The 23,196-nt window shown below is 62.8% G+C and carries 17 protein-coding genes and 1 pseudogene; 12 read left to right on the top strand and 6 right to left on the bottom strand.

From position 1 onward, the window contains the following. The first annotated feature begins 31 nt into the window (after window positions 1–31). Window positions 32–1,300 carry a voltage-gated chloride channel family protein gene (locus tag ACZ0BA_RS11115; RefSeq protein ID WP_463451340.1) on the top strand — a complete coding sequence of 423 codons (1,269 nt, stop codon included), beginning with the start codon at window positions 32–34 and terminating at the stop codon, window positions 1,298–1,300. Here ACZ0BA_RS11115 and ACZ0BA_RS11110 read toward each other — a convergent pair. After that, a pseudogene (locus ACZ0BA_RS11110) lies at window positions 1,289–2,184 on the bottom strand (DUF72 domain-containing protein). The gene ACZ0BA_RS11115 and the pseudogene ACZ0BA_RS11110 overlap by 12 nt on opposite strands. Before the next feature lie 169 nt (window positions 2,185–2,353). Here ACZ0BA_RS11110 and ACZ0BA_RS11105 point away from each other — a divergent pair. The 5 genes from ACZ0BA_RS11105 (at window position 2,354) to ACZ0BA_RS11085 (ending at window position 9,860) form a co-directional block, all read left to right on the top strand. Continuing rightward, window positions 2,354–3,079, top strand: coding sequence for a MotA/TolQ/ExbB proton channel family protein (locus ACZ0BA_RS11105; RefSeq protein ID WP_463451339.1), 726 nt, complete (start codon window positions 2,354–2,356; stop codon window positions 3,077–3,079). Then, entirely contained in the window at window positions 3,069–3,497 is a 429-nt protein-coding gene (locus tag ACZ0BA_RS11100; RefSeq protein ID WP_463451338.1) for an ExbD/TolR family protein, read from the top strand. Before ACZ0BA_RS11105 ends, ACZ0BA_RS11100 begins: the two co-directional genes overlap by 11 nt. Next, on the top strand, window positions 3,494–4,960 hold the full coding sequence (locus ACZ0BA_RS11095; protein WP_463451337.1) for a hypothetical protein: 1,467 nt from the start codon (window positions 3,494–3,496) through the stop codon (window positions 4,958–4,960). Before ACZ0BA_RS11100 ends, ACZ0BA_RS11095 begins: the two co-directional genes overlap by 4 nt. A gap of 571 nt (window positions 4,961–5,531) precedes the next feature. After that, entirely contained in the window at window positions 5,532–8,531 is a 3,000-nt protein-coding gene (locus ACZ0BA_RS11090) for a TonB-dependent receptor (RefSeq protein WP_463451336.1), read from the top strand. 84 nt (window positions 8,532–8,615) lie between these two features. After that, complete coding sequence (locus tag ACZ0BA_RS11085) at window positions 8,616–9,860, top strand: glycoside hydrolase family 27 protein (protein ID WP_463451335.1); 1,245 nt, start codon at window positions 8,616–8,618, stop codon at window positions 9,858–9,860. Between the two features lie 37 nt (window positions 9,861–9,897). Here the strand turns inward: ACZ0BA_RS11085 and ACZ0BA_RS11080 are convergent, their stop codons facing one another. Next, window positions 9,898–11,373 carry a sensor histidine kinase gene (locus ACZ0BA_RS11080; RefSeq protein WP_463451334.1) on the bottom strand — a complete coding sequence of 492 codons (1,476 nt, stop codon included), beginning with the start codon at window positions 11,371–11,373 and terminating at the stop codon, window positions 9,898–9,900. Then, window positions 11,374–12,066 carry a response regulator gene (locus ACZ0BA_RS11075; protein WP_463451333.1) on the bottom strand — a complete coding sequence of 231 codons (693 nt, stop codon included), beginning with the start codon at window positions 12,064–12,066 and terminating at the stop codon, window positions 11,374–11,376. It lies immediately after the preceding gene. 105 nt (window positions 12,067–12,171) lie between these two features. On the opposite strand from ACZ0BA_RS11075, the gene ACZ0BA_RS11070 reads away from it, so the two are divergent. Continuing rightward, window positions 12,172–13,425, top strand: coding sequence for an ABC transporter substrate-binding protein (locus tag ACZ0BA_RS11070; protein ID WP_463451332.1), 1,254 nt, complete (start codon window positions 12,172–12,174; stop codon window positions 13,423–13,425). A 28-nt stretch (window positions 13,426–13,453) separates the two neighbouring features. On the opposite strand, the gene ACZ0BA_RS11065 is transcribed toward ACZ0BA_RS11070, so the two are convergent. Next, window positions 13,454–14,542: an NADH:flavin oxidoreductase/NADH oxidase gene (locus ACZ0BA_RS11065; protein ID WP_463451331.1), complete on the bottom strand. Its 1,089-nt coding sequence runs from the start codon at window positions 14,540–14,542 to the stop codon at window positions 13,454–13,456. Window positions 14,543–14,626: 84 nt separating this feature from the next. On the opposite strand from ACZ0BA_RS11065, the gene ACZ0BA_RS11060 reads away from it, so the two are divergent. After that, window positions 14,627–14,947, top strand: a complete 321-nt coding sequence (locus ACZ0BA_RS11060) for an ArsR/SmtB family transcription factor (protein WP_463451330.1) — start codon at window positions 14,627–14,629, stop codon at window positions 14,945–14,947. A 136-nt stretch (window positions 14,948–15,083) separates the two neighbouring features. Here ACZ0BA_RS11060 and ACZ0BA_RS11055 read toward each other — a convergent pair whose 3' ends face one another. After that, entirely contained in the window at window positions 15,084–16,511 is a 1,428-nt protein-coding gene (locus ACZ0BA_RS11055; protein ID WP_463451329.1) for a DUF4832 domain-containing protein, read from the bottom strand. 151 nt (window positions 16,512–16,662) lie between these two features. Further along, complete coding sequence (locus tag ACZ0BA_RS11050; RefSeq protein WP_463451328.1) at window positions 16,663–18,633, bottom strand: NPCBM/NEW2 domain-containing protein; 1,971 nt, start codon at window positions 18,631–18,633, stop codon at window positions 16,663–16,665. Between the two features lie 198 nt (window positions 18,634–18,831). Here ACZ0BA_RS11050 and ACZ0BA_RS11045 point away from each other — a divergent pair, with 198 nt between their 5' ends. From ACZ0BA_RS11045 to ACZ0BA_RS11030, 4 genes are read left to right on the top strand one after another with little or no spacing between them, the layout of a single operon-like run. After that, window positions 18,832–19,761 carry an EamA family transporter gene (locus ACZ0BA_RS11045; protein WP_463451327.1) on the top strand — a complete coding sequence of 310 codons (930 nt, stop codon included), beginning with the start codon at window positions 18,832–18,834 and terminating at the stop codon, window positions 19,759–19,761. A gap of 10 nt (window positions 19,762–19,771) precedes the next feature. Further along, window positions 19,772–21,073, top strand: coding sequence for a D-tagatose-bisphosphate aldolase, class II, non-catalytic subunit (locus ACZ0BA_RS11040; protein ID WP_463451326.1), 1,302 nt, complete (start codon window positions 19,772–19,774; stop codon window positions 21,071–21,073). Beyond that, window positions 21,067–22,251, top strand: coding sequence for an SIS domain-containing protein (locus ACZ0BA_RS11035; protein ID WP_463451325.1), 1,185 nt, complete (start codon window positions 21,067–21,069; stop codon window positions 22,249–22,251). The genes ACZ0BA_RS11040 and ACZ0BA_RS11035 overlap by 7 nt, the downstream gene beginning before the upstream one ends. Continuing rightward, entirely contained in the window at window positions 22,235–23,194 is a 960-nt protein-coding gene (locus ACZ0BA_RS11030) for an N-acetylglucosamine kinase (protein ID WP_463451324.1), read from the top strand. Before ACZ0BA_RS11035 ends, ACZ0BA_RS11030 begins: the two co-directional genes overlap by 17 nt. Window positions 23,195–23,196: the final 2 nt, after the last annotated feature.

The raw sequence follows: 23,196 nt of genomic DNA, 5'->3' as shown, positions 1-23,196 counted from the left end.
CAGCCCTGACCCCGGAGTTGCCGCTGGCTGCATGAAATTCTCTCTTTATCCCGAACAAACAGCCTTGCTGGCGTATGTCGCCAAATGGACTTGCATCGCCGGCGCGATCGCGGCGCTGAGCGGCACCGCGTCGGCCTTCTTCCTGTTTGCGCTCGATTACGCGACCCAGAGTCGCGAGGCGCATGCCTGGATCATCTGGCTGCTGCCGTTGGCCGGTTTCGCTGTCGGATGGCTGTATCTGAAGACCGGCGCGAGTGTCGAAACCGGCAACAACCTGCTGATCGACGAAATCCACGATCCCCAGAAGGTCGTCCCGCTGCGCATGGCGCCGCTGGTGTTGATCGGCACCGTTGTTTCGCATTTGTTCGGCGCCTCGGTGGGCCGTGAGGGCACCGCCGTGCAGATGGGCGGCGCCCTGGCCGACCAGCTGACCTACGCGCTGCGGCTGCGCCACGCCGACCGCCGCATCGTTCTCATGGCCGGCATCAGCGCCGGTTTCGCCTCCGTCTTCGGCACGCCGCTGGCTGGCGCCATCTTTGGCATGGAGGTGCTGGCCGTCGGCCGCCTGCGGTACGATGCCATTTTTCCCTGCATCGTCGCGGCCGTCGTGGCCGACCAGGTGGGCATGGCCTGGGGCGTGCATCACACGCACTATCCGATGGATACGGTGGTGGCGATCGGCTTTGCCAGCGTCGCCGCCGTGCTGGTGGCGGGCATCGTATTCGGGCTGGCCGGCATGGCGTTCGCCAAATCCACGCACGCGGCGTCGGCTTTCATGAAACGGCATATTTCGTACGCGCCTTTGCGGCCGATGATCGGCGGCGTGGTCGTCGCCGTTGCCGTGTGGCTGGTCGGCACGCGCTATATCGGACTCGGTATTCCAGTGATCGTCGAAGCGTTCCTGAAGCCGCTGGCGCCGTGGGATTTCTTCGGCAAGTTCGCCTTTACAGTGGTTTCGCTCGGCAGCGGTTTCAAAGGCGGGGAGGTGACGCCGCTGTTCTTCATCGGCGCCACGCTCGGTAACGCGCTCGCGCCTTTGCTGCATCTGCCTTTCCCGTTGCTGGCGGCGCTGGGCTTTGTCGCGGTGTTCGCGGGTGCGGCCAATACGCCGCTGGCGTCGACCATCATGGCGATTGAGCTGTTTGGCCCGCAGATCGGTCCTTTCGCGGCGCTGGCGTGCGTGGTCGCGTACCTGTTCTCGGGCCGCTGCGGCATCTACCGCTCGCAAAAACCGGGTATGGCCAAGTACCGCGTGCCGCCGGTGCCGCGCGACCGACTGCCGCCGCCTTCACCCAAATGACGCAAGGCCGTCGTCAAGTCCCAATTTTTCGATCAGGCTGCGCGCGTCGAACGGCGCCCGCACCTTGATGTCGTTGTCGAAGTAGCAGTAGACGTCGCGTTTGGCCCTTGCCGGCGGCGGCTTGTCAGATATCAGTCTGGCGTCATCCGGTTGCGCGCCCGTGCTCCAGGCGCGGATGCGCGCGGCCCAGCGTTCCAGGGATTCATCGTCATACCCGCTGGCGTACAGTTCTTCGGCGCCGTGCAGGCGTATATAGATGAAGTCCGACGTCACGTCTTCGTAGTAGGGGAATTTGCCGGCGGTGTCGGCCACCACCAGCGCCACCTTGTATTTACGCAGCAGCGCCACGAACGCCGGATCGATAAAGCTCTCGTGGCGGATCTCCAGCGCGTGGCGCAGTTTGTGGTTGGCGTCGATGTCGAGCGCGACCTTGCGTTCATGCGCGGTTCGTGCTGGCGCGCGAGGCGCTGCGCCTGTTCCAGGTCGTGCGGCAGCAGGCTGAAAAAATGCTCCAGCCGCTCGGCGTCGAAGCGGAAGTTGGGCGGCAGCTGCCATAGGAACGGTCCCAGTTTTTCGCGCAACTCGAACACGCCGGAGGCCATGACGTTGGCTAGCGCCTTGTCGATGCCGTCGCCCAGGCGCAGGATGTGGGTCAGGAAGCGATTGCCCTTGTGGCTGAAGACGAAGCCGGGCGGCGTGGCCTCGTACCAGGCGGTGTAACTGGAAGGGCGCTGAAGTGAGTAAAAGGCGCCGTTCAATTCTATCGTCGGCAGCGCGCGCGAGGCGAATTCAAGCTCGCGCGCCTGCGCCAGCCCGTCCGGATAAAACGCGCCGCGCCAGCCCTGGTAGCGCCAGCCGGAAATGCCGATGTAGATTTTTCCCATAACTAAAATATAGCCAAATCCACAGCGTGGCGAAGCACGGTTGCCTACAGGCAGTGTTCACTTTCGCACGGTCCAGTGTCCGGGAGCGGACAACTGGTGATGGGCCACCATGAGATACCACGCAAATGCGTCGGATCAGGCATGGCCCACAATTTGCTGTGCTCTGTGCATGAAAAAAAATCTCCCCATCCTGTTTGCCGCCACATTCGTCCTTCATAACATCGCCCACGCCGCCGATATCAATATCGTCGAACAGGCGGCGGAGGGTGGCGCGGCCATCGTCGTGACGCTAGGTTTGTCGATCCTGTTCCTGGCGGTGACGATCGAGCGCTTGAGGCACTTCCGGGCCCGCGCCATCGCGCCTGCGGGCTTGGTCGAAAGGGTCAAGCCACTGTGGTCGGCGCAGGATTTCACCAGGCTTCAGCAGCTGCTTGCCGACGAGGACAGCACGCTGGCGCGCGTGATCGCCTACATGGTCGCGCACCGCCAGCACGGATACGCCATCGTCAACAGCGGCGCCGGCGACATCGCGTCGATGGAACTGCGGCACCATCAGCAAAAGGCCTATCCGCTGGCGATCGTCGCCACCGTGGCGCCCATCGTCGGTTTGCTCGGCACCGTCGTCGGCATGATCGACGCCTTCCACGTGATCGCGTTCTCGGAGGGGATGGGCAATCCCGCGCTGCTGGCGGGCGGCATTTCGAAGGCGTTGATCAACACCGCCGCCGGATTGTGCGTGGCTTTGCCGGCGCTGGGCATGCACCATTTCCTCAAGAACCGCCAGGCGTTTTTCGGCCTGACGCTGGAAAAGCGGATCAATAGTTTGATCAACGAGTGGTTCCTGCCGGGCGACGCCGCGCCACAAAACCTGCACGTGGTGTCACATGCGCATTAACCTGGGCGAGGACGAGCAACCCGAAATCGGCTTGATCGCCCTGATCGACTGTATCTTTTTCCTGCTGATGTTTTTCATGGTGGCGACGTCGTTTAAACAGCCGGACCAGCGCAAGCCGCAGAAGGAATTGCCGGTGACCTTGCCAACGTCGCAGATCAGCCTTGAGCGTGACGAGGCCGGCCCGGCGCCGCTGGCGATCGGCGTCGACAAGGACGGCAAGTTTTTTCTTGATGGCGAGCCGGTGTCGACGCAGACCCTGCACGGCCGCCTGAAGGCGGAAGCGGCGCGCGATCCCGGTCGCCGCATCCGCATCGACGGCGATCAACTGGCGAAATACCAGGACATCGTGCACGTGCTGGATCTGTGCCAGTTCGAGCGGCTGACCAACATCTCCATGCATACCCGTGGCGCGCGATGAGATTCGGACAGGTCGATGATTGGGCGCCGAGCGCGCGCCACGAGGCGCTACGGCGGCATGGTTACGTGCTGGTCTCACTGGCGGTGCACGCGCTGTTGATCGTGCTGCTGTACTACTTTGGCGCCTATCAGGTGGACATGGCGCAGCAACGCGAACAGGCGAGCGTTGGCGCCCGTTTGTCCAGACAGTCCACCATCGAAAAGCGCGTGCAGGATATGGAGAAAATCAAGGACTTGATGGACCAAAGCCGGCCCGGTGCACCGCCCACCGATGGCGCAGGGAAGGTGGACGAGCCGGACTTCAGCGCCACCTCGCTGCCGAAGCCACCGGAGCAACTGCTCGCCCAGGCGAGGGAACTGGCGGCCGCCATCGCGCAGACTGAGAAGGATCTCAAAGCGGCCGAGTTGGCGAGGATCGAGAATATCCCGAAGGAGGAGGCGCTGGAGCGGTTGGAGCCGCCGCCGGCCGTGAGCGCGGTGGCGCCGCCGGTTGCCACGCCACCGCCACCGGGCGCCGCGCCGCCGGACGGCGCCGCAGCCGAGAAGTTAGCGTCGGAGATCCAACAGCTTGAAACGCGCGCACGCGCGGCGCTGGCGCAGCGCAAGCAGGAACTCGAACGGCGGCGTAACGGCGTGTCGGTCAAGAACGGCCAGGCTGCGTCCCCGCAGGCCATGGCCGGCCGCGGCGAACCCGGAACGCCGCTTGGCGGTATCGGCGCCGGCGATGAAAAAGGGGACGACCACGGCGGCGTCGCCCCCGGCACCGACGGCAACGCCATCGTGCAGCGGATGGTGGCCTTCATCAACCGGGAGGCCGCGTTGCCGACGGGCGCCGCGCGTAACTACGGCCGCGGCGGCGAGCCGATCTTCAACCCGGGAACCGGCGCCATTCCGCCGGTCGATGCGCGCACGATGATCAAGGGCGCCGGCCGCATGCTGGGCAAGGGCGGCGAATTTGCCAATCGCGTCTACGTCAACAGCTGGTATTTGATCGGTCCCTTTGAAGGCAAACATGGCAGCGGACTGTTTTCCAACAATCGCTATCCGCCCGAACGAGGTGTGATCCTCGACGCAGTCTATGTCGGCAAGGGCAACCGGCCGGTGAAGTGGCGCTACGTGAATGCCGCCAGCTATCCGCTGGTGCCGCCGGAACCGGACGAGGACGCGGTGTACTACGGCTATACCGAGGTAATGATGGACCGCGACCAGGAGCTGACGATGTGGATAGGTGCCGACGACGACGGCCAGATTTGGCTGAACGATGTGCAGGTCTGGGCAGGGGGCAATATCAACAAACTGTCGTTTTGGCCGGCGCTCTACGACGTTCCCAACACCCATGCACGCGATTACAACATGACCGAGGGCAAACGTACGGTCCGCTTCAGGAAGGGCCGCAACAAGATCTTCTTCAAGATGGCCAACGGGCCGACGCGTCTGTTTTTCTCGCTGGTGTTGACTAAATAAGCTGGCGCTTTAGGCGACAGGCACGCCATCACGGGTGCCTGTCCTGGCATTGCCAGAGAGCACGCGCTCGGCGACATGCCGGGGTATTCCATTCGCTTCCATATATGCGGCGGCGTCTTCCGCACCCAACATCTTCCTGAACACGATCGCGACGTCCACGCGTCCCGCCATTAATCTGTCCACTCTTCTCGATTCGCTCATATCCCTCCGTTGGTCGTCGTTCCGCCATGCGACGCAATCGTTCGCGCATGGGGTACGCACTATACTGTATTTTTGTACAGTATATAACATTTTGGTCGGTGTTGCGACCGGCAAGCACCTTCTCCGGTCGCTTGGCGGCAGCGCCCGCGTTTCGCGAAACGGCGCTAAACAATGGCATAAAAGCCTTGCAAAACCGTTCTCGCCTGAATGTAAGTGTAATAATCCGTACATCTACAGTTAATGTTGGCGATGATCTTCATCCCGGCAACGACCGTGGACTTGGCGCGAAAGCGCTCGTGTTGACATTGGTTCACCGTAAATGAACCAGCAAAGCGCCGCATTCGACGGCTTGATCTGATAAAGGGGACGTATGAAACGCTTCAACAAAACCGCCATCGCGCTCGCGGTGGCTCATCTCGCCTGGGCCGCGAGCGTGGCGCATGCTCAGACAACCAACGACAGTCCTGCCGTCGTCGTGGTCTCGGGCCAGCGCGCTGCGCTGGCTTCCGCGCAAAAGCTCAAGCAGGACGCCGACGAGCTGATCGACTCGGTCGTTGCCGACGATATCGGCAAGCTGCCGGACCGGTCGGTTACCGAGGTGCTGCAGCGCGTGGTCGGCGTCAGCATCAACCGCCAGGCGGGCGACAACGAACGATTCTCGGTGGAAGGCGCAGGCGTCAATATTCGCGGCTTGAATTACGTCCGCTCCGAACTCAATGGCCGCGAAGCGTTTTCGTCCAACGGCGGCCGCTCGATCAGCTGGGGCGATATTCCCCCGGAGTTGATGGCCGGCGTGGATGTGTACAAGAACCCGTCCGCTGAACAGACCGAAGGCGGCATTTCCGGCCTTGTCAACCTGCGCACTGCGTTGCCGTTCGATCACAAGGGGCAGCGCGTTGCATTGTCCGTGGAAGGCACCCATTCCACGCTCAGAAAGGGCAAACCCGACGCTTCGATTTCCGGCTTGTACTCGAACCGGTGGAAAACCGGCCTTGGCGAATTTGGCGTGGTGGTCGATCTGGCGTCGTCCGACAGCTCCACGCAGACGGACACGTTCCAGTTCGAGCCATTCTTCCCACGCACGGATATCGAGCCGGGCCGCACGGTGTGGATACCGAAAGGCGCGCAATGGCGCACCTACCAATACGACCGCAAACGCCAGGGGGCATATGGCGCGCTGCAGTGGAAGCGCGATAATCTGCAGAGCCACGTGACGTACTTCCAGTCGCGCTACAAGGACAGCGCGATCGAGCAGTCGATCTTTTCGTCAGCCAGTCCGTACGACCTGCAGGTGAGCGGCGATACCACGTACGATAGCAAGGGGGCCTTCCAGACCGGCACCATCAGCGACAAGAAAAACGGCGGTATTCCGTTTAGCAACGCCGGCGGCTTTAACAAAGGCGAGTCGAAGACGACCGACATTTCGTGGAACTTGCAGTGGAAAGTTGCCGACAACTGGACGCTCACGAGCGACCTGCAAAGCGTCCGTTCGTCGGGCAGCCATTTTTCGTCGGCCGTCGGGCTGGGCATGCTGATGCCGAGCGAAAATCTGGACCTGCGCGGCAGCCTTCCTAGAATCAACTTCACCGACGCGCAGCGCACCTTCCTGGCCGATCCCGCCAATTACTATTGGGAGTCGACCATGGAGCACATGGACAAGAACTCTGGCACCCTGAAAGCCTGGAAGGGCGATGCGCGCTACGTCTTCGACTATCCGGTGCTGCGCGATCTGCGCTTCGGCGCGCGCCTGACGGACCGCGATGCGCTGACGGTCAATTCCGATCCCAACTATAACTGGGCCGGCGTGACGCCGCCATGGCTGCTGGGCTGGGACATTCCCAAGCTGGCCTATCTGAACGATCCGCGCTTTTCCGCGCCGCACGTCACGCAGCAGTTCAATAACTTCTTCAACGGCGACGTCAGCGTTCCGGCGGTCATTTTCCCGGCGCCCAGCGTGGCAGCGAACTATCCGACCTCGTATCAGCAGCTGCATTCCTATCACGACGACATCCTGTGCCCGGAGCGGGTGGCGGCAAATGGCGGCGGCACCTGCGAGCGCTGGAAACCGGCACGCTTCGGCGGCGACAACCCGGCCGGCACCAACAACCAGCAAGAGCGGACCCGTGCGTTCCACACGCAGTTGCGTTTCGGCTTGGACGATCTGAAATACCCGATCGACGGCAACGTCGGCCTGCGTTACGTGCAAAGCCGTTCGCGTTCCGCCGGATATATGTCTTACACACCGGGCGCGCCGTTCGCGGAGGGCTCGCAGACGACCGGGTTGCCGGTGCCGTATATTCCGGCATACCTGAGCAAGAGCGAAGTGGAGAACAAGTACAACAACTTCCTGCCAAGCTTGAACCTGCGCCTGAAGGCCAGTAGCGAACTGCAGTTCCGCTTCGCTTACGGCCGATCGATGACGCGTCCCGATTTCTCGCAGCTACAGGCGTACACGACGCTGTCGCAGGAAATCAAGTCGTCGGTGGACGAGGTCACCAAGGTCATCAACGTGACGTCGGTGAACCGCACCGGCAACGCCCAGGGCAACCCGGCGCTCAAGCCGATCACGTCTAAGCAACTCGATGTCTCGGCGGAATGGTACTTCGCCAAATCGGGCTCGCTGACGTTGGCATTGTTCGATAAACACCTCAAGGATGTGATCATCAACCAGACCGTGTCGGTCGGTTTGCCGGACGCCACCGGCACGCCGCAGCAATTTTTGGTGACTTCGCCGGTCAATGGCGCCAAGGGCATCGCCCGGGGCGGCGAGCTGGCGTATCAACAGTATTACGACCAGGTGCCCGACTGGCTACGCGGCATCGGCTTGTCGGCCAATTACACCTACGTCCACAGCAAGCGCAGCCTGTACAACCCGGTCTTCAGCGAATACTGCTCGGGCGGCCAGAACGCCGCCAACGTCAATCTCAACCTGAACGGTTGCGATCTTGACGGGCGCGCCTTCGGCAACCTGCCGCTGACCCAGTTGTCGAAGAACGCCTTCAACGTCGCCATCCTGTACGACCGCGGACCGTGGTCGGCCCGCGTGGCCTACAACTGGCGGTCGCGCTACCTGCTGAGCACCAACACCAATGGCACCCAGGGCAACAACGGCACGGACACCAATCCTGCCAGCGCGACCTATGGGCAGCAAAACGTGGCCTGGGGCTTGCCGCTGTGGGCCGATTCGTATGGGCAGCTTGACGGCGGCGTGTCGTACAAATTCAGCGACAACCTGAAGTTCGACTTCCAGGTGCAAAACCTGACCGACGCGCGTTACAGCCAGACCATGCACCAAGGCATAGGCGACAAGGTGCGCGCCGTCTTCGTCTCCGGCCCGCGCTACAGCCTGCGCGCCGGCTACACGTTCTGATCTCTCCGGCCCGTTGATCGGGTTTTCGGCCGCGCCGGAATGTAGGCGCGCGCCTTTTTTATTCTGAAAGTGAGGTTGTATCCCATGCTGAAAAGATTCTGTACCCTGCTGTTGTTGGGCGCTGTCGCCAGCCATCAAGCGTACGCACAGGGCGTGACGGTCAAGGTCGCGCCAGGTACGCCGGGCAAGTTTACCGAACTGGGGCAGCGGCCCCAAATGGGCTGGAATACCTGGAACACGTTCGCCTGCAATATCAACGAAAAGCTCATCAAGGAGGCTGCCGATGCGCTGGTTAGCAGTGGCATGCGCGATGCGGGGTATGTGTATGTGAACGTCGACGATTGCTGGCAAGGCGAACGCGATGCGAAGGGTGTGATCCACGAAGACCCGCAGCGTTTTCCATCCGGAATGAAGGCCCTGGCCGATTATGTGCACACTAAAGGACTCAAACTTGGCATCTATTCCGACGTCGGCGACAAGACCTGCGGCGGCCATCCTGGCAGTCGCGGGCACGAGTATCAGGATGCGCTGACTTACGCCAGCTGGGGCGTCGACTATCTCAAGTACGACTGGTGCAATACCGAAGGCTTGAGCGCGAAGGGCGGTTACACCACCATGCGCGACGCCCTGCGCGCAGCCGGGCGCCCGATCCTGTTCTCAATCTGCGAATGGGGCGACAACAAGCCGTGGGAGTGGGGCGGCGACGTGGGCCACTCGTGGCGCACCACAGGCGACATCTACCCCTGCTGGGACTGCGAATTCAATCGCGGCGACTGGTCGTCGTGGGGCGTGCTGCCGATTCTCGACCGCCAGGCCGGCTTGCGCAAGTATTCGGGACCTGGGCGCTGGAACGACATGGACATGCTGGAGGTGGGCAAAGGCATGACCGAGGACGAGGACAAGGCGCACTTTTCAATCTGGGCGATGATGAACTCGCCGCTGATCGCCGGGAACGATGTGCGATCGATGTCGGCCACCTCGCGCAAGATCCTGACCAACCGCAGCGTCATTGCGCTCAATCAAGACCGGCTGGGGGTGCAGGCGTGGCGGTTCATGAATGACGGGCAGCTGGAGATGTATGCCAAGCCGCTGGCCGACGGCGAATGGGCGGTGATGTTCCTGAACCGGGGAAGCCAGGCGCGGCCGTATCGGTTCACCTGGAGCGACCATCCGATTTCAGACCGCGTGAGCAACAGCGATGTCGACTTCGGCAAAAAGCGTTACCAGTTCACCGAATTGTGGACCGGCGCGACCGGGGACACCAGCAAGCCCTATTCCATGACGGTGCCGGCCCACGGCGTGGTCGTGGTGCATCTGCGGTCGAAGTAACAAGTAACGCTGCTTGCGCGGTGCCGGTCGCGCTTGCCTAGTGGCCGCTGGCGTGAACGGTGCCGGCGGCATGCAAGGGGAGGCGGATAATCACCGTCAACCCCTGTGGCGCACTCTGTTCCAGGGTCACCGAGCCGTGATGACTCAGGACGATTTCGCGGACGATGGACAGGCCCAAGCCACAGCCGAGGCCCTGGTCGGTCGCCCGGACAAAACGTTCGAACACCGCGTCGCGGTTCGCCTCCGGAATGCCGGGGCCGTTGTCACGCACGCTGACGCGGGCATACGCGCCATCGGGTTCCACCGCCACGGTGACATCGCTGCCCCGCCCAGCATATTCAATCGCGTTTTCCAGCACATTGGCTAGCGCTTCGTTCAGTAAAATCTCATTGGCTGCGACGGTCAACGACGCGTCCAACCCTTCGGCCCGCTGGTCCGCCATGCCCAGGTCGACACCGCCGCGCAGCGCGCGGGGCACCATTTCAGCCACCTTGCTCCGCACCAGCGCAACCAGGTCGACCAGCGTCGTGTCCTGCGCGAGCGCGGCTTCCGGTTCGGAGCGCGCCAGCATCAGCAAGCGATTGACGAGGTGGGCGCTTCGCGCGGCACTTTGGTTTACCAGCTGCAGGCGCGCATCGAGCACAGGGTCTTGATTGGCAGCGAGCGCCAGCTCGGTATGGGTTTTCAATCCGGCCAACGGCGTGCGCAGCTGATGGGCGGCGTAGGCGATGAAGCGCTTCTGTGCCTCGACGTTTTGTCGCACCGACGCGAGCAGCGTGTTGAGCGCGCCCACCAGTGCGCGCACCTCCTGCGGCGCCGATTCGAGGCGCAGGGGCGCGAGGTCGGCAGGCGAGCGGCCGTCAACCTGGCGGCGCAAGCGCAATAGCGGCGCGAGCCCGGCGCCAATCGCGATCCAGACAATCACCGTCATCAACAGGATCAAGCCCGACAGCGGCAGCAGGGTGTCGATCAGGATGCTTTTCCAAATGGTCTGGCGATTCGTCATGCTGCGCGCCACCTGCACCAGCATCCACTGCTGTTGCCCCTTCGATGCGCCATACGCCAGGTACAGCGCCGCGATCCGCACGCCGGTCGTGGCGCGGTCGTTGCCAAGGGCGGTCTCGCCGTTGTAAAAATAGGGAGTGTTCAGGTGCGGGGTGATGCCGGCCGGCGGCGGTTGCAGATTCTTGTTTCCTAAAATGAATTTTCCCGGCGGGGTGCTGACCGTGTACAGCAGCGGATCGGTGGGGTCGGTCTCGAGCACGTCTTGCGCGGCGCTCGGAAAGTCGATCAGCAAGCCATTGCCGATGGGTTTGACCTGGCGCGCCAGCGCGCGCGTGGCCTGCAACAAGGTAGCGTCGGCTGCCTGGTCGACGTAGCGGATCGCCAGCCGGTAGGTGGCAATGCCGCCGCCGAGCCACAGGACAAGTTGTGGAACCACCACCCAAATGACCAACTGGCGGTGCAGCGACCAGTCGCGCGGGCGAAACGCCAGGCGGCGACCGTCGCTCATTTACGCTGGTTGCTCATTGGACGGCTCCACTTCGAGCAGATAACCCAGCCCGCGAATGGTCCGTATCGCCAGGCCGGAGTTTTCGATCTTGCGGCGCAAGCGGTGTACGTGCACCTCGGCCGTATTGCCGGCGCCGACCTCGTTGCCATCGTCGCTCCATGCTTTGGCAATCTGGTCTTTGGTGACGACTTTGTCAACTTGCGTCATGAGCAAATCGAGCAGGATGGCCTCGCGGCGGGTCAGGTCGACGGGCGACGCGTGAATCAGCGCGCGACGGCTGGCGCGGTCGAAGCGCAGGTTCCCGGCCAGTAATTCGGCACTGCCGGCGCCTTGCCCTGAACGGCGCAGCACGGCGTTCAGGCGCGCCAGCAGCTCGGCGAAGTCGAAGGGTTTGAGGATGTAATCATCGGCGCCTGCGTTCAGGCTGGTGACTCGGCTGTCGAGCTTGTCGAGCGCGGTCAGTACCACGACCGGCAAGTTTGGCCGGGACTGGCGCACTTTCTTTAGCACGGTCAGGCCGTCCATCATGGGCAAACCCAGATCGAGGATGGCGATGTCGTAGTCTTCCGTCGTCAACAGGTATTCGGCCACCGGCCCGTTAGGCGCGTGTTTGATGGTGAATCCGGCTGCGGCCAGTAACGCGCCAAGGCCGCTGGCAAGGATTTGGTCGTCTTCGGCGAGGAGTAGTTGCATAGCAATATCTTAACGGTATATCAAAATCGATTCAACGTATATCTGCCCCTGTGGTTGTAAGCATTGGGCTGTGATAAGGTTTCGTTCATGATTAAGAGGCCACTGTTGAACTTAGGCGCCATCTGCCGGCAAGCTTGCGTTGGACTGCTTGGCGCACTGGCGCTGGGTGCTGCCGGGTCCTTGCACTCAGGCGAACTCGAGGTTTTCCACTATTGGGATCTGGCTGGCGACGCCACGGCAATCGCCTTTTTGAAGTCGACGTTGACCGAGCAAGGGCACGAATGGAAGGATTTCGCCGTCGCCGGTGGTGGCAACGGGCTGGCGCTGTCGCTATTAAAATCACGGGTCGCGTCCGGGAATCCACCGACCGCTGCGCAAATGAAAGCGCCGGCGGTGCGGCAATGGGCGCAGGCCGGACAGCTGGCCGACCTCGACGATATCGCCCGCGCCGAGGGCTGGGACGCGCTCCTGCCGGAAACGGTCAGTTCCCGCATGAAGTACCGGGGCCGCTATGTCGCGGTGCCGGTGGACCTACATCGTAACAATTGGCTATGGATCAACTCGCGTATCCTAAAACGCGTTCGCGCCAAGCCGCCGACGACGTGGGACGAGTTTTTCCACACTGCGGAATTAATGAAGCGTGCTGGTTTCATTGCGGTGGCCCATGGCGATCAGTCTTGGGAGGATCTGCGGCTGCTCGAAAGCGTGGTGGTCGGCACCGCCGGAGCGGACTTTTATCGGCAAGCGTTGCTTGAGTTGGACCCGGAGGCGCTGTCCAGCGCCAAGATGGAGCGTGCATTGGCAACGCTGCGGCGCATACGATCTTATACCGCCCAATCGAATCAGCAGCGGGACTGGATCCATGCGACCAACGCCGTGGTCAGCGGACAGGCGGGAATGCAATTCATGGGGGACTGGAACAAGCCGGTCCTGATGGCGGCGCAGAAAACGTCGAACTTTGAATTCGAGTGTGTTCCCGTTCCGGGCGCGACAGACGCGTTTATTTTCGACACCGACTCGTTCGTCATGTTCAAGGTGCAGGGCAAAAGCAAACAGAAGGCCCAGCGGGATCTGGTCTCGGCCATCATGCGTGCCGATGTCCAGGAGCGCTTTAATCTCGAGAAAGGCGCGCTGCCCGTCAGGCTGGGCATCAATCTTGGGCGGTATGACCATTGCGCGAGGTCTTCCCAGTCGGCGTTTCAGCAAGCGGCGCGCAGCGGACTGCTTGTGCCGAGTATCAGCTTGTCGCACCGACCCGAAATGGAACGTGCCATGCGCGTGATCGTCAGTGATTTCTGGCGCGACGAGCGGATTACGCCACGCATGGCGATAACACGGCTGGTCGCGCTGGGACGGTAGCGGACACGGCCGTGTTTGTACCAGGGGTTTAGTAGCGTTCGAGCCAGTGCGCGTATGGCGCCGGCAACGTCCACGACGCGCGCTCGACACCGAGTTCCTTGGCGGCGAAGTAGGCCCAGTGCGGATTGGCCAGATGCGCCTTGCCGACCATGACCAGGTCGAGCACCTGATCACGCACGACCTGCTCGGCGATCGTCGGCGTGCCGAAACCCCAGGCCGACGACACCGGCACACCGGCTTCCCGGCGAACGCGCTCGGCCACCGGCCCCAGGAAGGCCGGACCCCAAGGGATCGACGTCTCGGGAATCGTGAAACCGACGCTGACACTGATCATGTCCATGCCCGATGCCTTGAACTGGCGTACCAGGTCGATTGAATCGAGCAGCGTCTGTTCGTCGCGGCCGTCGTACTCGATCACGCCGAAGCGCACCGTCAGCGGCAGGCGTTCCGGCCACACTTCACGCACCGCCTTGAGCGTCTCCAGCAGGAAACGGGCGCGGTTTTCGACACTGCCGCCATAGATATCGTCGCGCTGGTTCGAATGGGCCGAGAAGAACGTCTGCGCCAGATAGCCGTGCGCGAAGTGCAGTTCCAGCCATTCGAAGCCCGCCTCCACGGCGCGGCGCGCGGCGTCCACGAAGTTCTGGCGCACCCGTGCGATATCGTCGAGCGTCATCGCCCTAGGCGTTTTCGGCAGGTCCGCACCGAAGGCGATGGCGGACGGTGCGATCGTTTCCCAGCCGCGCGGGTCGTCGGTGGCGATATGGTCGTCGCCTTCCCATGGCCGGTTGGCGCTGGCTTTGCGGCCCGCATGGGCGATCTGGATGCCCGGCACAGAGCCGGCGGCCTTGATGGCGCGCACGATGGGCACGAAGGCCTGCGCCTGCTCGTCGTTCCACAGGCCGGTGCAGCCCGGCGTGATGCGTCCTTCCGGCGCCACGGCGGTCGCCTCGACGATCACCAGTCCGGCGCCGCCGCGCGCCATGCCGGCGTAGTGCGACAGGTGCCAGTCGTTGACCACGCCGTCGGTGGCGGAATACTGGCACATGGGCGGCACGGCGATCCGGTTGCGCAGGGTGGCATCTTTAAGTGTGAATGGCTGGAATAACGCTGACATGGATTTCCTTTGAAGAAGAGGGAGCTTAGTTCGAAAATAGTCGAACAATGGAACAATTATATACCGAGGTGTAAAATGGCGTGCATGCGTCCCTATAAACATCCCCCCGCGAGTGACTTTGTGCTGGAACGCGTGCTCTACGCGCTCAGCGATTCGATACGCCTGGAAATCGTCCGACAGCTCGCCCACGTGGGCAATGCCACCTGCGGTGAGCTCGACGGTGGACGGCCGAAGTCGACCGTCTCCCACCACTTCAAGGTGCTGCGCGAAGCAGGGCTGGTGCGTACCGAGAGCGCCGGCACGACGCACATGAATACGCTGCGCCGTGCCGATATCGATGGCCGATTTCCGGGTTTGCTGGCGGCGATACTGGCGCAGCCGGCTGCGCCAGTATCGCTGGATTGAGAGCGCCGGACGTTTCCGGCGAAGGACGGCCCGGCGCTGTTATTGAGGGACTACTTGAACGAAAAAGGTCCCGTGAAACTGACACGATCAAAATCCGGTGCCCAGCCGGACGGATTAAACAGACGGGCGGCGCTCATCATTGATACTTGAGCGAACTGTCAGCTTTCAGGCCATCGAAAGTCCCGAGATTCTGGTTGGTCGGCGTTTGACCGACACCGACCTTACCGACGACGGTCCATCCGCCACTGTAGTAGTTCGTATTGGCGAATCGCAAGCTCGGCGCATCGCCTGCCGGGTCGTTGATCGACAAGGCCAAGGTGTAGACGCCGAGACCCATGTTGCTGGGCAAAGCAAACGACTGTGACACGGTATAGGACAGGCCTGGCAGCCAGCTGCGGATATCGGCGCTGAAAGCCCCGGTCCATGCGACCGACCTGTCGGCACGCAGGAGCGTGGCCTTGACCGGCCAGCGGTAATAAAACGGCGCGTTGCCTTTGTTGGTGACCGTGAACGAGACCGGTAAAGTGCCGCCGGACGGGACCTGCGCGGTGAATGTGGCGTTTTTCACCACGTAGCGGTAACCCAGCGCCTTCTGCATCCTCGTCGCATTCGCGGCGACTGTCGTGTTGCCTGCGGTGTACTCGGCAATCCATCCCAGGCTGGAGGTGTGCGTGCGCCGTATCCAGTCGATGACGTAATCGGTGTTGGCGGCGCTTCCGAGCGTGCCGTCCGGACTTCCACCCAGCCGGGTCTGATCGCCCCAGTCGTACGCCACTTCTCCATTGTTCATTTGCTGGCGCCAGCTGTCGCGGGCGATCAGCGCATCGCCATTCGCGGCTTCATCGGGCAACGCGAACGAATCCCAGATATATCCGAACTGCGAGTTGGTGAACGTGTCGGGATAGCGGATCATCACCTTCTTCGACGGGAAAGCCTGGGTGAAGGCTGTGCCCAGAGCAGTTTGGAAATCAAGCGGGATACGGTCGTCCCCGTTCGGCAACGTCGCCGGATAGATATGGTGTTCGCCCCAGTTGCCCCACAGTCCAAGCTCGACGGCCGCCACCCGTGGATCGCCGTCCCACGCCTGTCCCAGTTTGGCGGCGAACGCCACCAAACGGTTTTTCAGCTGCGCGGTGGTCCATTGGCTCGGCGTGCCGTCGTGGGCGACGCCGGCGGGCCAGTATTGGCCGCCACCGGGGCCGTCCGGATAAACGATCAGAACCTGCGGAATGACCTTGATGTTTTTGTTTTGAATCCCTGCCCAGGCGACGTTGCTCCAGTCTTTGATCTTTTGGACCGAGTCGCTCGCGTTGTTTTCCAGATCGGTGTACTTGATGTATTGCTTGTATACCGTCGCGTACTCGTGGTTCGGAAAAGCGCTGTCTTGAATATAGCGCGTGGGGCGGAAGCCCTTCATCGGATTTTTAAACGCCTCGGACGTTTCCGTCAGCGAGATCGTGGTTTGCTGGGCGAGTGCCTGGGGCGAGTGAATAAAAAACGCGAGCGCCGCCAGCGACGCCAGCGGTGCGAAACGCCTGAACCGGGTCGAGAATTTCTTCTGCAACGAAATAGATATAGGAGTCATTTTTTTGATAGAAGCGATGATTAATATAAAATTTGTACACGCGTGAACGCGCGATACAACGCTTGAAACCAACCAGCCGCACCCCCTTCCTATATAAATTTCAGTTTGAATAAACGAGACCCGGACAGCGTTAGTGAACTGCTGAGGCGCTTGGCATCAGGCGCACGTCGCCCCAGGTCGCGACCACAGGCTGACTGGCGCCCGGCCGGACGTCCCGCACCACCAGCTCGATGATCTTGCGGCCCTTGATATTTGCCGTGATCTGGTTCGCCTTGCCGCCCAATGTCGCGGCCGGGCTTTCGGACAGAAGTTTGCCGTCGCCATAGACATAAAACTTGACGGCGTCGCTGACGTTCGCGGACGAATCATCGACCCCCACCGACGCCATCAGCAGCGCGTGGCCAGCGTCGTTGCGGACCTGGAGGCGCGAATTCGACAGCACGCCCAGGCCGGAATCAAACACCTTTCCGGCAATCTGCAACGTCTGGCCGAACGGCGTGGCATCGGCCTGCGCGCCGCCCCAGCCCGCGTACTGCGGACGCGATCCACCGGAACGGGTGCCGGACCATGGATCGATCATGCGGTGGATGGTCGGGTCGAGCTGCGCTTGCCGGGTGCCGTCGGCGGCGACATTGATCGAACCGGGAATTTCCGAAAGATAGACACCGTTTTCGAGCAGCCGCTTGCCGGTGGCTTCGAACACCAGCGTCTCGTGTGGCGCAAGCGTGAACGCCTGTTCGCCGGAAAACGTCAGGGTTTTTTTCGACCACAGGTCTTTCAGCACGATCGGCGCGCCGTCCGACAGCTTCAGGTGGCTGGCCAGCAAAATGACCGGTGTAGGTGTCGCACCTCGGTTGAATAGCGCCACCGCTTTGCGGTTGCCGTCGCCCAGTGTTTTAACAATGATCTGGGCGTCGGAGGAGTCGTAGGTCACGACACCCTGGTGCCCCGCCTTGTCCTGGTTGATGCGGATCAGCTCCGCGTTGCCCAGCACGCCCAGCAGCGACGCCGGACCATTGCGCAGGTCGTAGCTGACCAGCAGAGGCGCATTGATCATCGCCCACAGGCTGAAGTGCGAGCGCGCCTCGACCAGATGGTTCGCGTCAAAATCCTCGTGGCCGATGTGCAGGATGTCCGGATCGTTCCAGTGGCCGGGGCCGGCGTACAGCGCGCGTTTCGCCGCGCTGTCGAAGTTATGCAGCATGCTGGTCCAGCTCGGCGTGATGTCGCTGCTGGTGCGCCACAAATTGCCGACGTCCTTGCCCCAGGAGCGTACGTTGGCCATGCCCCACGCGCAGATCGACAGGACGTAGTCGTTGTCCGGCCTGGCGGCCTTGAGCGCGGCGGACACCGCTTCGTAGCGGCCGCGCACGGCGTTGATGTCGGTGCGGTTGATGGCGCTGCGGTCGATCAGCGGCGCCAGCCCACGGTATTGCTGATCCTTCACCAGCTTGGACCCAGGTACGAAATCGGCGAGCCCGCAGGCGTCGATCTTGATGTAATCGAAACCCCATTCCTTGAAATACAAGTTGATGTCCTGCTCGACGTGCCCTTCGAGTCCCACTTCGCGCTCGGCCGTCGTGCCTTGCGGCAGGTTAGGGGAGTGCAAATCGTAGGCTTGCGAACAGGCGTTGCGGCCGATGTCGGTGTACAGGCCGGCTTTGAGTCCCATCGCATGGAGCTTGTCGGTGAAAGGCTTGAAGCTGCTGCCAGCCGCGCCGCCGGTCGCCGCCGACGGAAAGATGTTGGTGCGGATCTGCAGACGGCCATCGCTTTGACGTCGTTTGAGCCACCAGCCGTCGTCGATATTGATGTGGTTATAGCCCAGTTTGGCCAGTCCGCTGTCGACCAGCACGCCTGCGGCCCCCATCACCTTGTCCTCGTCGACTTCCGTTCGGAAGGCGTTCCAGCTGTTCCAGCCCATCGGAGGCGTCTTGGCGCCGCCGCTGGTATTGCCTTCCCACTTACCGGTGGCGGCCAGCGGATCGGCACCGGCCACGGCGATGCCCGGCACTGTCAGCACGGCCAGCGCGGCCGCGACGAAAGCGCGAATCAACGCAGGGTGAACCAGTTCCCTGCTACCCAACCGACGGTATGGCATACGCATTCCTTACTTGTTGTCATTATGGAGCGGTGATTTTTACATGAAATGCATCGATAAGCAAAAAAATGACAAAAAACGACATAAAAAGAAAGTTTTCGAAAGTGTTTGTGTTTTCGTTCTTTCTTATTTACTATTTCACGCTGGTAACCGATCGATACTGTGCGACCGGGATCGATATTCGAAATGAGGAGCAGCATGGATAAGGGTTTGGCAATGCCGGGTTTGTCGTCTACGCCGCATCGGGTTGGCTGGCTGACGTATGCGTTGGCCACCACGTTGTTGTGGGGCGTGTGGGGCGCGTTTGCCGGGCTGCCCAGCCAGCATGGGTTTCCTGAAACGCTGATCTATGTGGTGTGGGCGTTGACGATGGTGCCGCCGGCGCTGTTCGTGCTGGCCCGCAATGGCTGGCGCGTACGGCGCGACGGCCGCTCGATCGCCTACGGCCTGACCATCGGCGTGCTGGGCGCTGGCGGGCAGATGGTGTTGTTCTATGCGGTCAAGGCCGGCCCGGCGTATCTGATCTTCCCGCTGATTTCGCTGTCGCCGGTGTTGACGATCGTGCTCTCCTTCCTGTTCCTGCGCGAGCGGACGGGGAAGATGGGCATCGGCGGCATTCTGCTGGCGATCTGCGCGCTGCCGTTGTTCGACTATGCGCCGGGCGGCGCGCCGCAGCAATACGGCCTGTGGTTTGTGCTGGCGCTGGGCGTACTGGTCGCATGGGGATTGCAGGCTTACTTCATCAAGCTGGCCAACGCCAGCATGGATGCGGAAAGCATCTTCTTCTACATGACGCTCAGCGCGCTGATCTTCATTCCGGTCGCGCTGGCGATGACGGATTTTTCGCAACCTATTAATTACGGGCCATCGGGGCCGCTGCTCGCCGCCGCCACGCAGATATTGAACGCGATCGGTGCGCTGACGCTGGTGTATGCCTTCCGTCGCGGCAAGGCGCTGATGGTTTCGCCGCTGGTGAACGCCGGCGCACCGCTGCTGACGACAGTGATCGCGATGGCGCTGGCGTCCACGGTGCCGACCGGCTTCCGTCTGGCGGGCATCGTCCTGTCTCTGGCCGCTGCGCTGTTGCTGGCCCTGCAGCCGGACGACGCCGGCGCTGAATCTATTTAAGGAGCTGACGATGGATTATTTATTGAATCTGGTGCGCCGTCACAAGGCCGCCGAACCGGTTGGCATCCACTCGGTGTGCTCGGCGCACCCGCTGGTGATCGAGGCGGCCATGGAGACCGCGCTGGAGCGCGATCTGCCGGTGCTGATCGAATCGACGTCGAACCAGGTCAATCAGGATGGCGGCTACACCGGCATGACGCCGGCGGCTTTCCGCGATTTCGTCTACCGCATTGCCGACCGCACCGGCCTGGCGCGCGAGTGCGTGCTGCTGGGCGGCGACCATCTGGGACCGAATGCCTGGCAAAGCCAGTCGCCCGATGCCGCGATGGACAAGGCCGAGGTGCTGATCGATCAATATGTCAAGGCGGGCTTCCGCAAGATCCACCTCGATTGCTCGATGTCCTGTGATGGCGATCCGGTGCCGCTGCCGGACGCCGTCGTGGCCGAGCGTGCGGCGCGGCTGTGCGCGGTGGCCGAGCGGGCGTGGAGCGTGTCCGGCGGCGAGGCGCCCGTCTACGTGGTCGGCACCGAAGTGCCGGTGCCTGGCGGCGCGCATGAAGATCTGGAAACGCTGGCCGTCACCACGCCGGACGCCGCCGCGCTGACCATCCGCGCGCATCGGCTGGCCTTTGCCGCCGCCGGGCTGGATGCGGTGTGGCCGCGTGTGGTCGGCCTGGTGGTGCAACCGGGCGTGGAGTTCGACCACCACAAGGTGATCGACTATCAGCCGCGCAGCGCTGCGGAATTGAGCCGCTTCATCGAAAGCGAGCCGACCCTGGTGTACGAAGCCCACTCGACCGACTATCAGACGCCTTCCAACCTGGCCTCACTGGTCGCCGGCCACTTCGCCATCCTGAAAGTGGGTCCGGGCCTGACCTTCGCGCTGAGGGAAACGCTGTGGGCGCTGGCCGACATCGAGGAGGAAATGACCGGCGCCGGCAAGGGTTCGGATTTCAAGAACACGGTGCTGGAAGTGATGCGCGCCGAGCCGGAATACTGGCGCAAATACTACGACAACGACCCGGCGCGTGCGCGCTTCGACCAGCAATACAGCCTCAGTGACCGCATCCGCTATTACTGGCCGCATCCGGCCATTCAGGCGGCGCAGGCGAAACTGCTGGCCAATCTGGAACGTACGACACCGCCATTGACCTTGCTCAGCCAGTACCTTCCGGCGCAATATGAGGCAGTGCGCGAAGGTCGAGTGCGCAACCTGCCGGTCGATTTACTGAAAGAAGGCGTGGCCAAAGTGCTGCGTCAGTATATGGATGCCTGTGCAGGCACCGCAACAAAGGAGTTGGAAACATGCTAGTGGCAGAGAAGAACATTTTGGGATTGACCATCGCGGGGCTGGATGAAGCCGGCGGCGGCCTGACCGCGCGCGAAATCGCGCAGCAGCCACACGTCTGGCCGCAGATCGACGCACTGGTGACGGAAAACCGCGCCACGCTGGACGCCTTCCTCCGCCCGCTGCTCGCGCGCGCCAACCTGCGCATCGTGCTGACGGGCGCCGGCACCTCGGCATTCCTGGGCGAATGCCTGGCGCCGGCCATGCTGGGCAAGGGCTGGCGTGCCGAAGCCGTGCCGACCACGGACATCGTCTCCGGCCCGCAGCGCTTCCTGCAAGCCGACGTGCCGACCTTGCTGGTATCGTTTGCGCGCTCTGGCAGCAGCCCGGAAAGCCTGGCTGCCATCGATCTGGCGGACCAGCTGGTGAAAGACGTGCACCACCTGGTCATTACCTGCAACGCTGACGGCGAGCTGTATCGCATGGCGCAAGGCCGCGCCAACGCCTACGCCATTCTGCTGCCCGATGCGACCCACGACCGTGGCTTTGCCATGACCACCAGTTTCACGTCGATGCTGCTGGCTGCCGCGCTGGCGTTCGGGGTGCTGCCGTCCGGCGCCGCCGCCGTGCCTTCCGCCGCTGCCGCCGTCTTGCACGCCGCCGCGTTGCCGCTGCTGCAAGCGCTGGTGGAGCAGCAGTTCAAGCGTGTGGTCTACCTGGGCAGTAATGAGCTCACCGGGCTGGCGCGCGAAGCCTCGCTCAAGCTGCTGGAGCTGACCGATGGCCGTGTGGTGGCGCTGTTCGATTCGCCGCTGGGATTCCGGCACGGGCCGAAAACCATCGTCGACGCCGAGACGCTGGTGGTGGTGTTGCTGTCCAATGACCCGCAGGCGCGCCGCTACGACCTGGACCTGCTGCGCGAACTGCGCAACGATGGCCGCGCCGGGCGTGTGCTGGCGCTGAGCGGCCAGGCGGCGCCGGAACTGGGCGATGACTGCGTGGTGCTGGAAGGTGCGGAGTCGGCGAGCGACCTGTCGCTGGCGCTGCCTTACATTTTGTTCTGCCAGTCGTTTGCGCTGCTGCAGTCCCTGGCGCAGGGGCTGCGTCCGGATACGCCGAGCGCGTCGGGCACTGTCAACCGCGTGGTGCGGGGCGTGAATATCTATCCGCTGGCAGGAGAGCCGCATGTTTCTCGGGGTTGATGGCGGCGGCACCAAGACCGCTTTCGCGCTGATCGACAGCGCGGGGCGGGTGCTGGCACGCCATCAGGAAAGCAGCGCCTATCACGTCGAGGTCGGCCTGGCTGGTCTGGCGGCGATGCTGACGTCCGGCTGCGACGCACTGTTCGCGGCGGCCGGCGTGACCGCGTCCGACGTGAGCTTTGCGTTCTTCGGCCTGCCGGCCTACGGTGAGGATCGCCACGTCCAGCAGCAACTCGATGCGGTGCCGCGCGCTGTGCTGGGCCATGGCCGCTACCTGTGCGGCAACGACATGATGTGCAGCTGGGCAGGCTCGCTGGCCTGCGAGGACGGCATCAGCGTCATCGCCGGCACCGGCTCGATGGCCTATGGCGAATTCGCCGGACGCAGCGCGCGCGCCGGCGGCTGGGGCGAATTGTTCAGCGACGAGGGCTCCGCGCATTGGATCGCGCGCGCCGGCCTGGCACTGTTTTCACGCATGAGCGATGGCCGCGCACCGCGCGGACCGCTGTATCAACTGGTGCGTGAGCGTTTGGCCTTGCAGGACGACCTGGATCTGTGCCAGGTCGTCTACGGCGAGCTCAAAGGAGAACGCAGCCGCATCGCCGCGCTATCCAGATTGGTATCGGAAGCCGCCGCCCAGGGCGATAGCCAGGCGCAGGCGATCATTGACGCCGCCGCTGCGGAACTGGTGGCGCTTGTGGATGCGGTTCGCGCCGCGCTGGGCGTCGCGGACGGGCAGGGCATTGCGGTGTCTTACACCGGCGGCCTGTTTGGTGCTGACGGTCCGCTGCAAACGCCATTTGCCACAGCGCTGGCGGCACGTGGCGCTGACTATCGGCTTGGACCACCATGCCTGGCGCCGGTGCTTGGCGCGGCGCTGTACGCCGCCCGTAGCGCCGGCACGCCGCTGAGCGCCGCTGCGCTTGCGCGCCTGGCAAACTAAAA

It is taken from the genome of Duganella sp. AC917 (assembly GCF_979258245.1).
Note: the sequence above shows the minus strand (reverse complement) of the source record. Positions and strands in the feature narration are given on the sequence as shown.

Coding starts and splice junctions, on each gene's coding strand:
- ACZ0BA_RS11065 (WP_463451331.1), bottom strand. CDS start 14,542: ATGTCAGCGTTATTCCAGCCATTCACACTTAAAGATGCCACCCTGCGC.
- ACZ0BA_RS11040 (WP_463451326.1), top strand. CDS start 19,772: ATGGATTATTTATTGAATCTGGTGCGCCGTCACAAGGCCGCCGAACCG.
- ACZ0BA_RS11100 (WP_463451338.1), top strand. CDS start 3,069: ATGCGCATTAACCTGGGCGAGGACGAGCAACCCGAAATCGGCTTGATC.
- ACZ0BA_RS11030 (WP_463451324.1), top strand. CDS start 22,235: ATGTTTCTCGGGGTTGATGGCGGCGGCACCAAGACCGCTTTCGCGCTG.
- ACZ0BA_RS11115 (WP_463451340.1), top strand. CDS start 32: ATGAAATTCTCTCTTTATCCCGAACAAACAGCCTTGCTGGCGTATGTC.
- ACZ0BA_RS11080 (WP_463451334.1), bottom strand. CDS start 11,373: ATGAGCGACGGTCGCCGCCTGGCGTTTCGCCCGCGCGACTGGTCGCTG.
- ACZ0BA_RS11105 (WP_463451339.1), top strand. CDS start 2,354: ATGAAAAAAAATCTCCCCATCCTGTTTGCCGCCACATTCGTCCTTCAT.
- ACZ0BA_RS11095 (WP_463451337.1), top strand. CDS start 3,494: ATGAGATTCGGACAGGTCGATGATTGGGCGCCGAGCGCGCGCCACGAG.
- ACZ0BA_RS11075 (WP_463451333.1), bottom strand. CDS start 12,066: ATGCAACTACTCCTCGCCGAAGACGACCAAATCCTTGCCAGCGGCCTT.
- ACZ0BA_RS11085 (WP_463451335.1), top strand. CDS start 8,616: ATGCTGAAAAGATTCTGTACCCTGCTGTTGTTGGGCGCTGTCGCCAGC.
- ACZ0BA_RS11045 (WP_463451327.1), top strand. CDS start 18,832: ATGGATAAGGGTTTGGCAATGCCGGGTTTGTCGTCTACGCCGCATCGG.
- ACZ0BA_RS11060 (WP_463451330.1), top strand. CDS start 14,627: ATGCGTCCCTATAAACATCCCCCCGCGAGTGACTTTGTGCTGGAACGC.
- ACZ0BA_RS11050 (WP_463451328.1), bottom strand. CDS start 18,633: ATGCCATACCGTCGGTTGGGTAGCAGGGAACTGGTTCACCCTGCGTTG.
- ACZ0BA_RS11090 (WP_463451336.1), top strand. CDS start 5,532: ATGAAACGCTTCAACAAAACCGCCATCGCGCTCGCGGTGGCTCATCTC.
- ACZ0BA_RS11035 (WP_463451325.1), top strand. CDS start 21,067: ATGCTAGTGGCAGAGAAGAACATTTTGGGATTGACCATCGCGGGGCTG.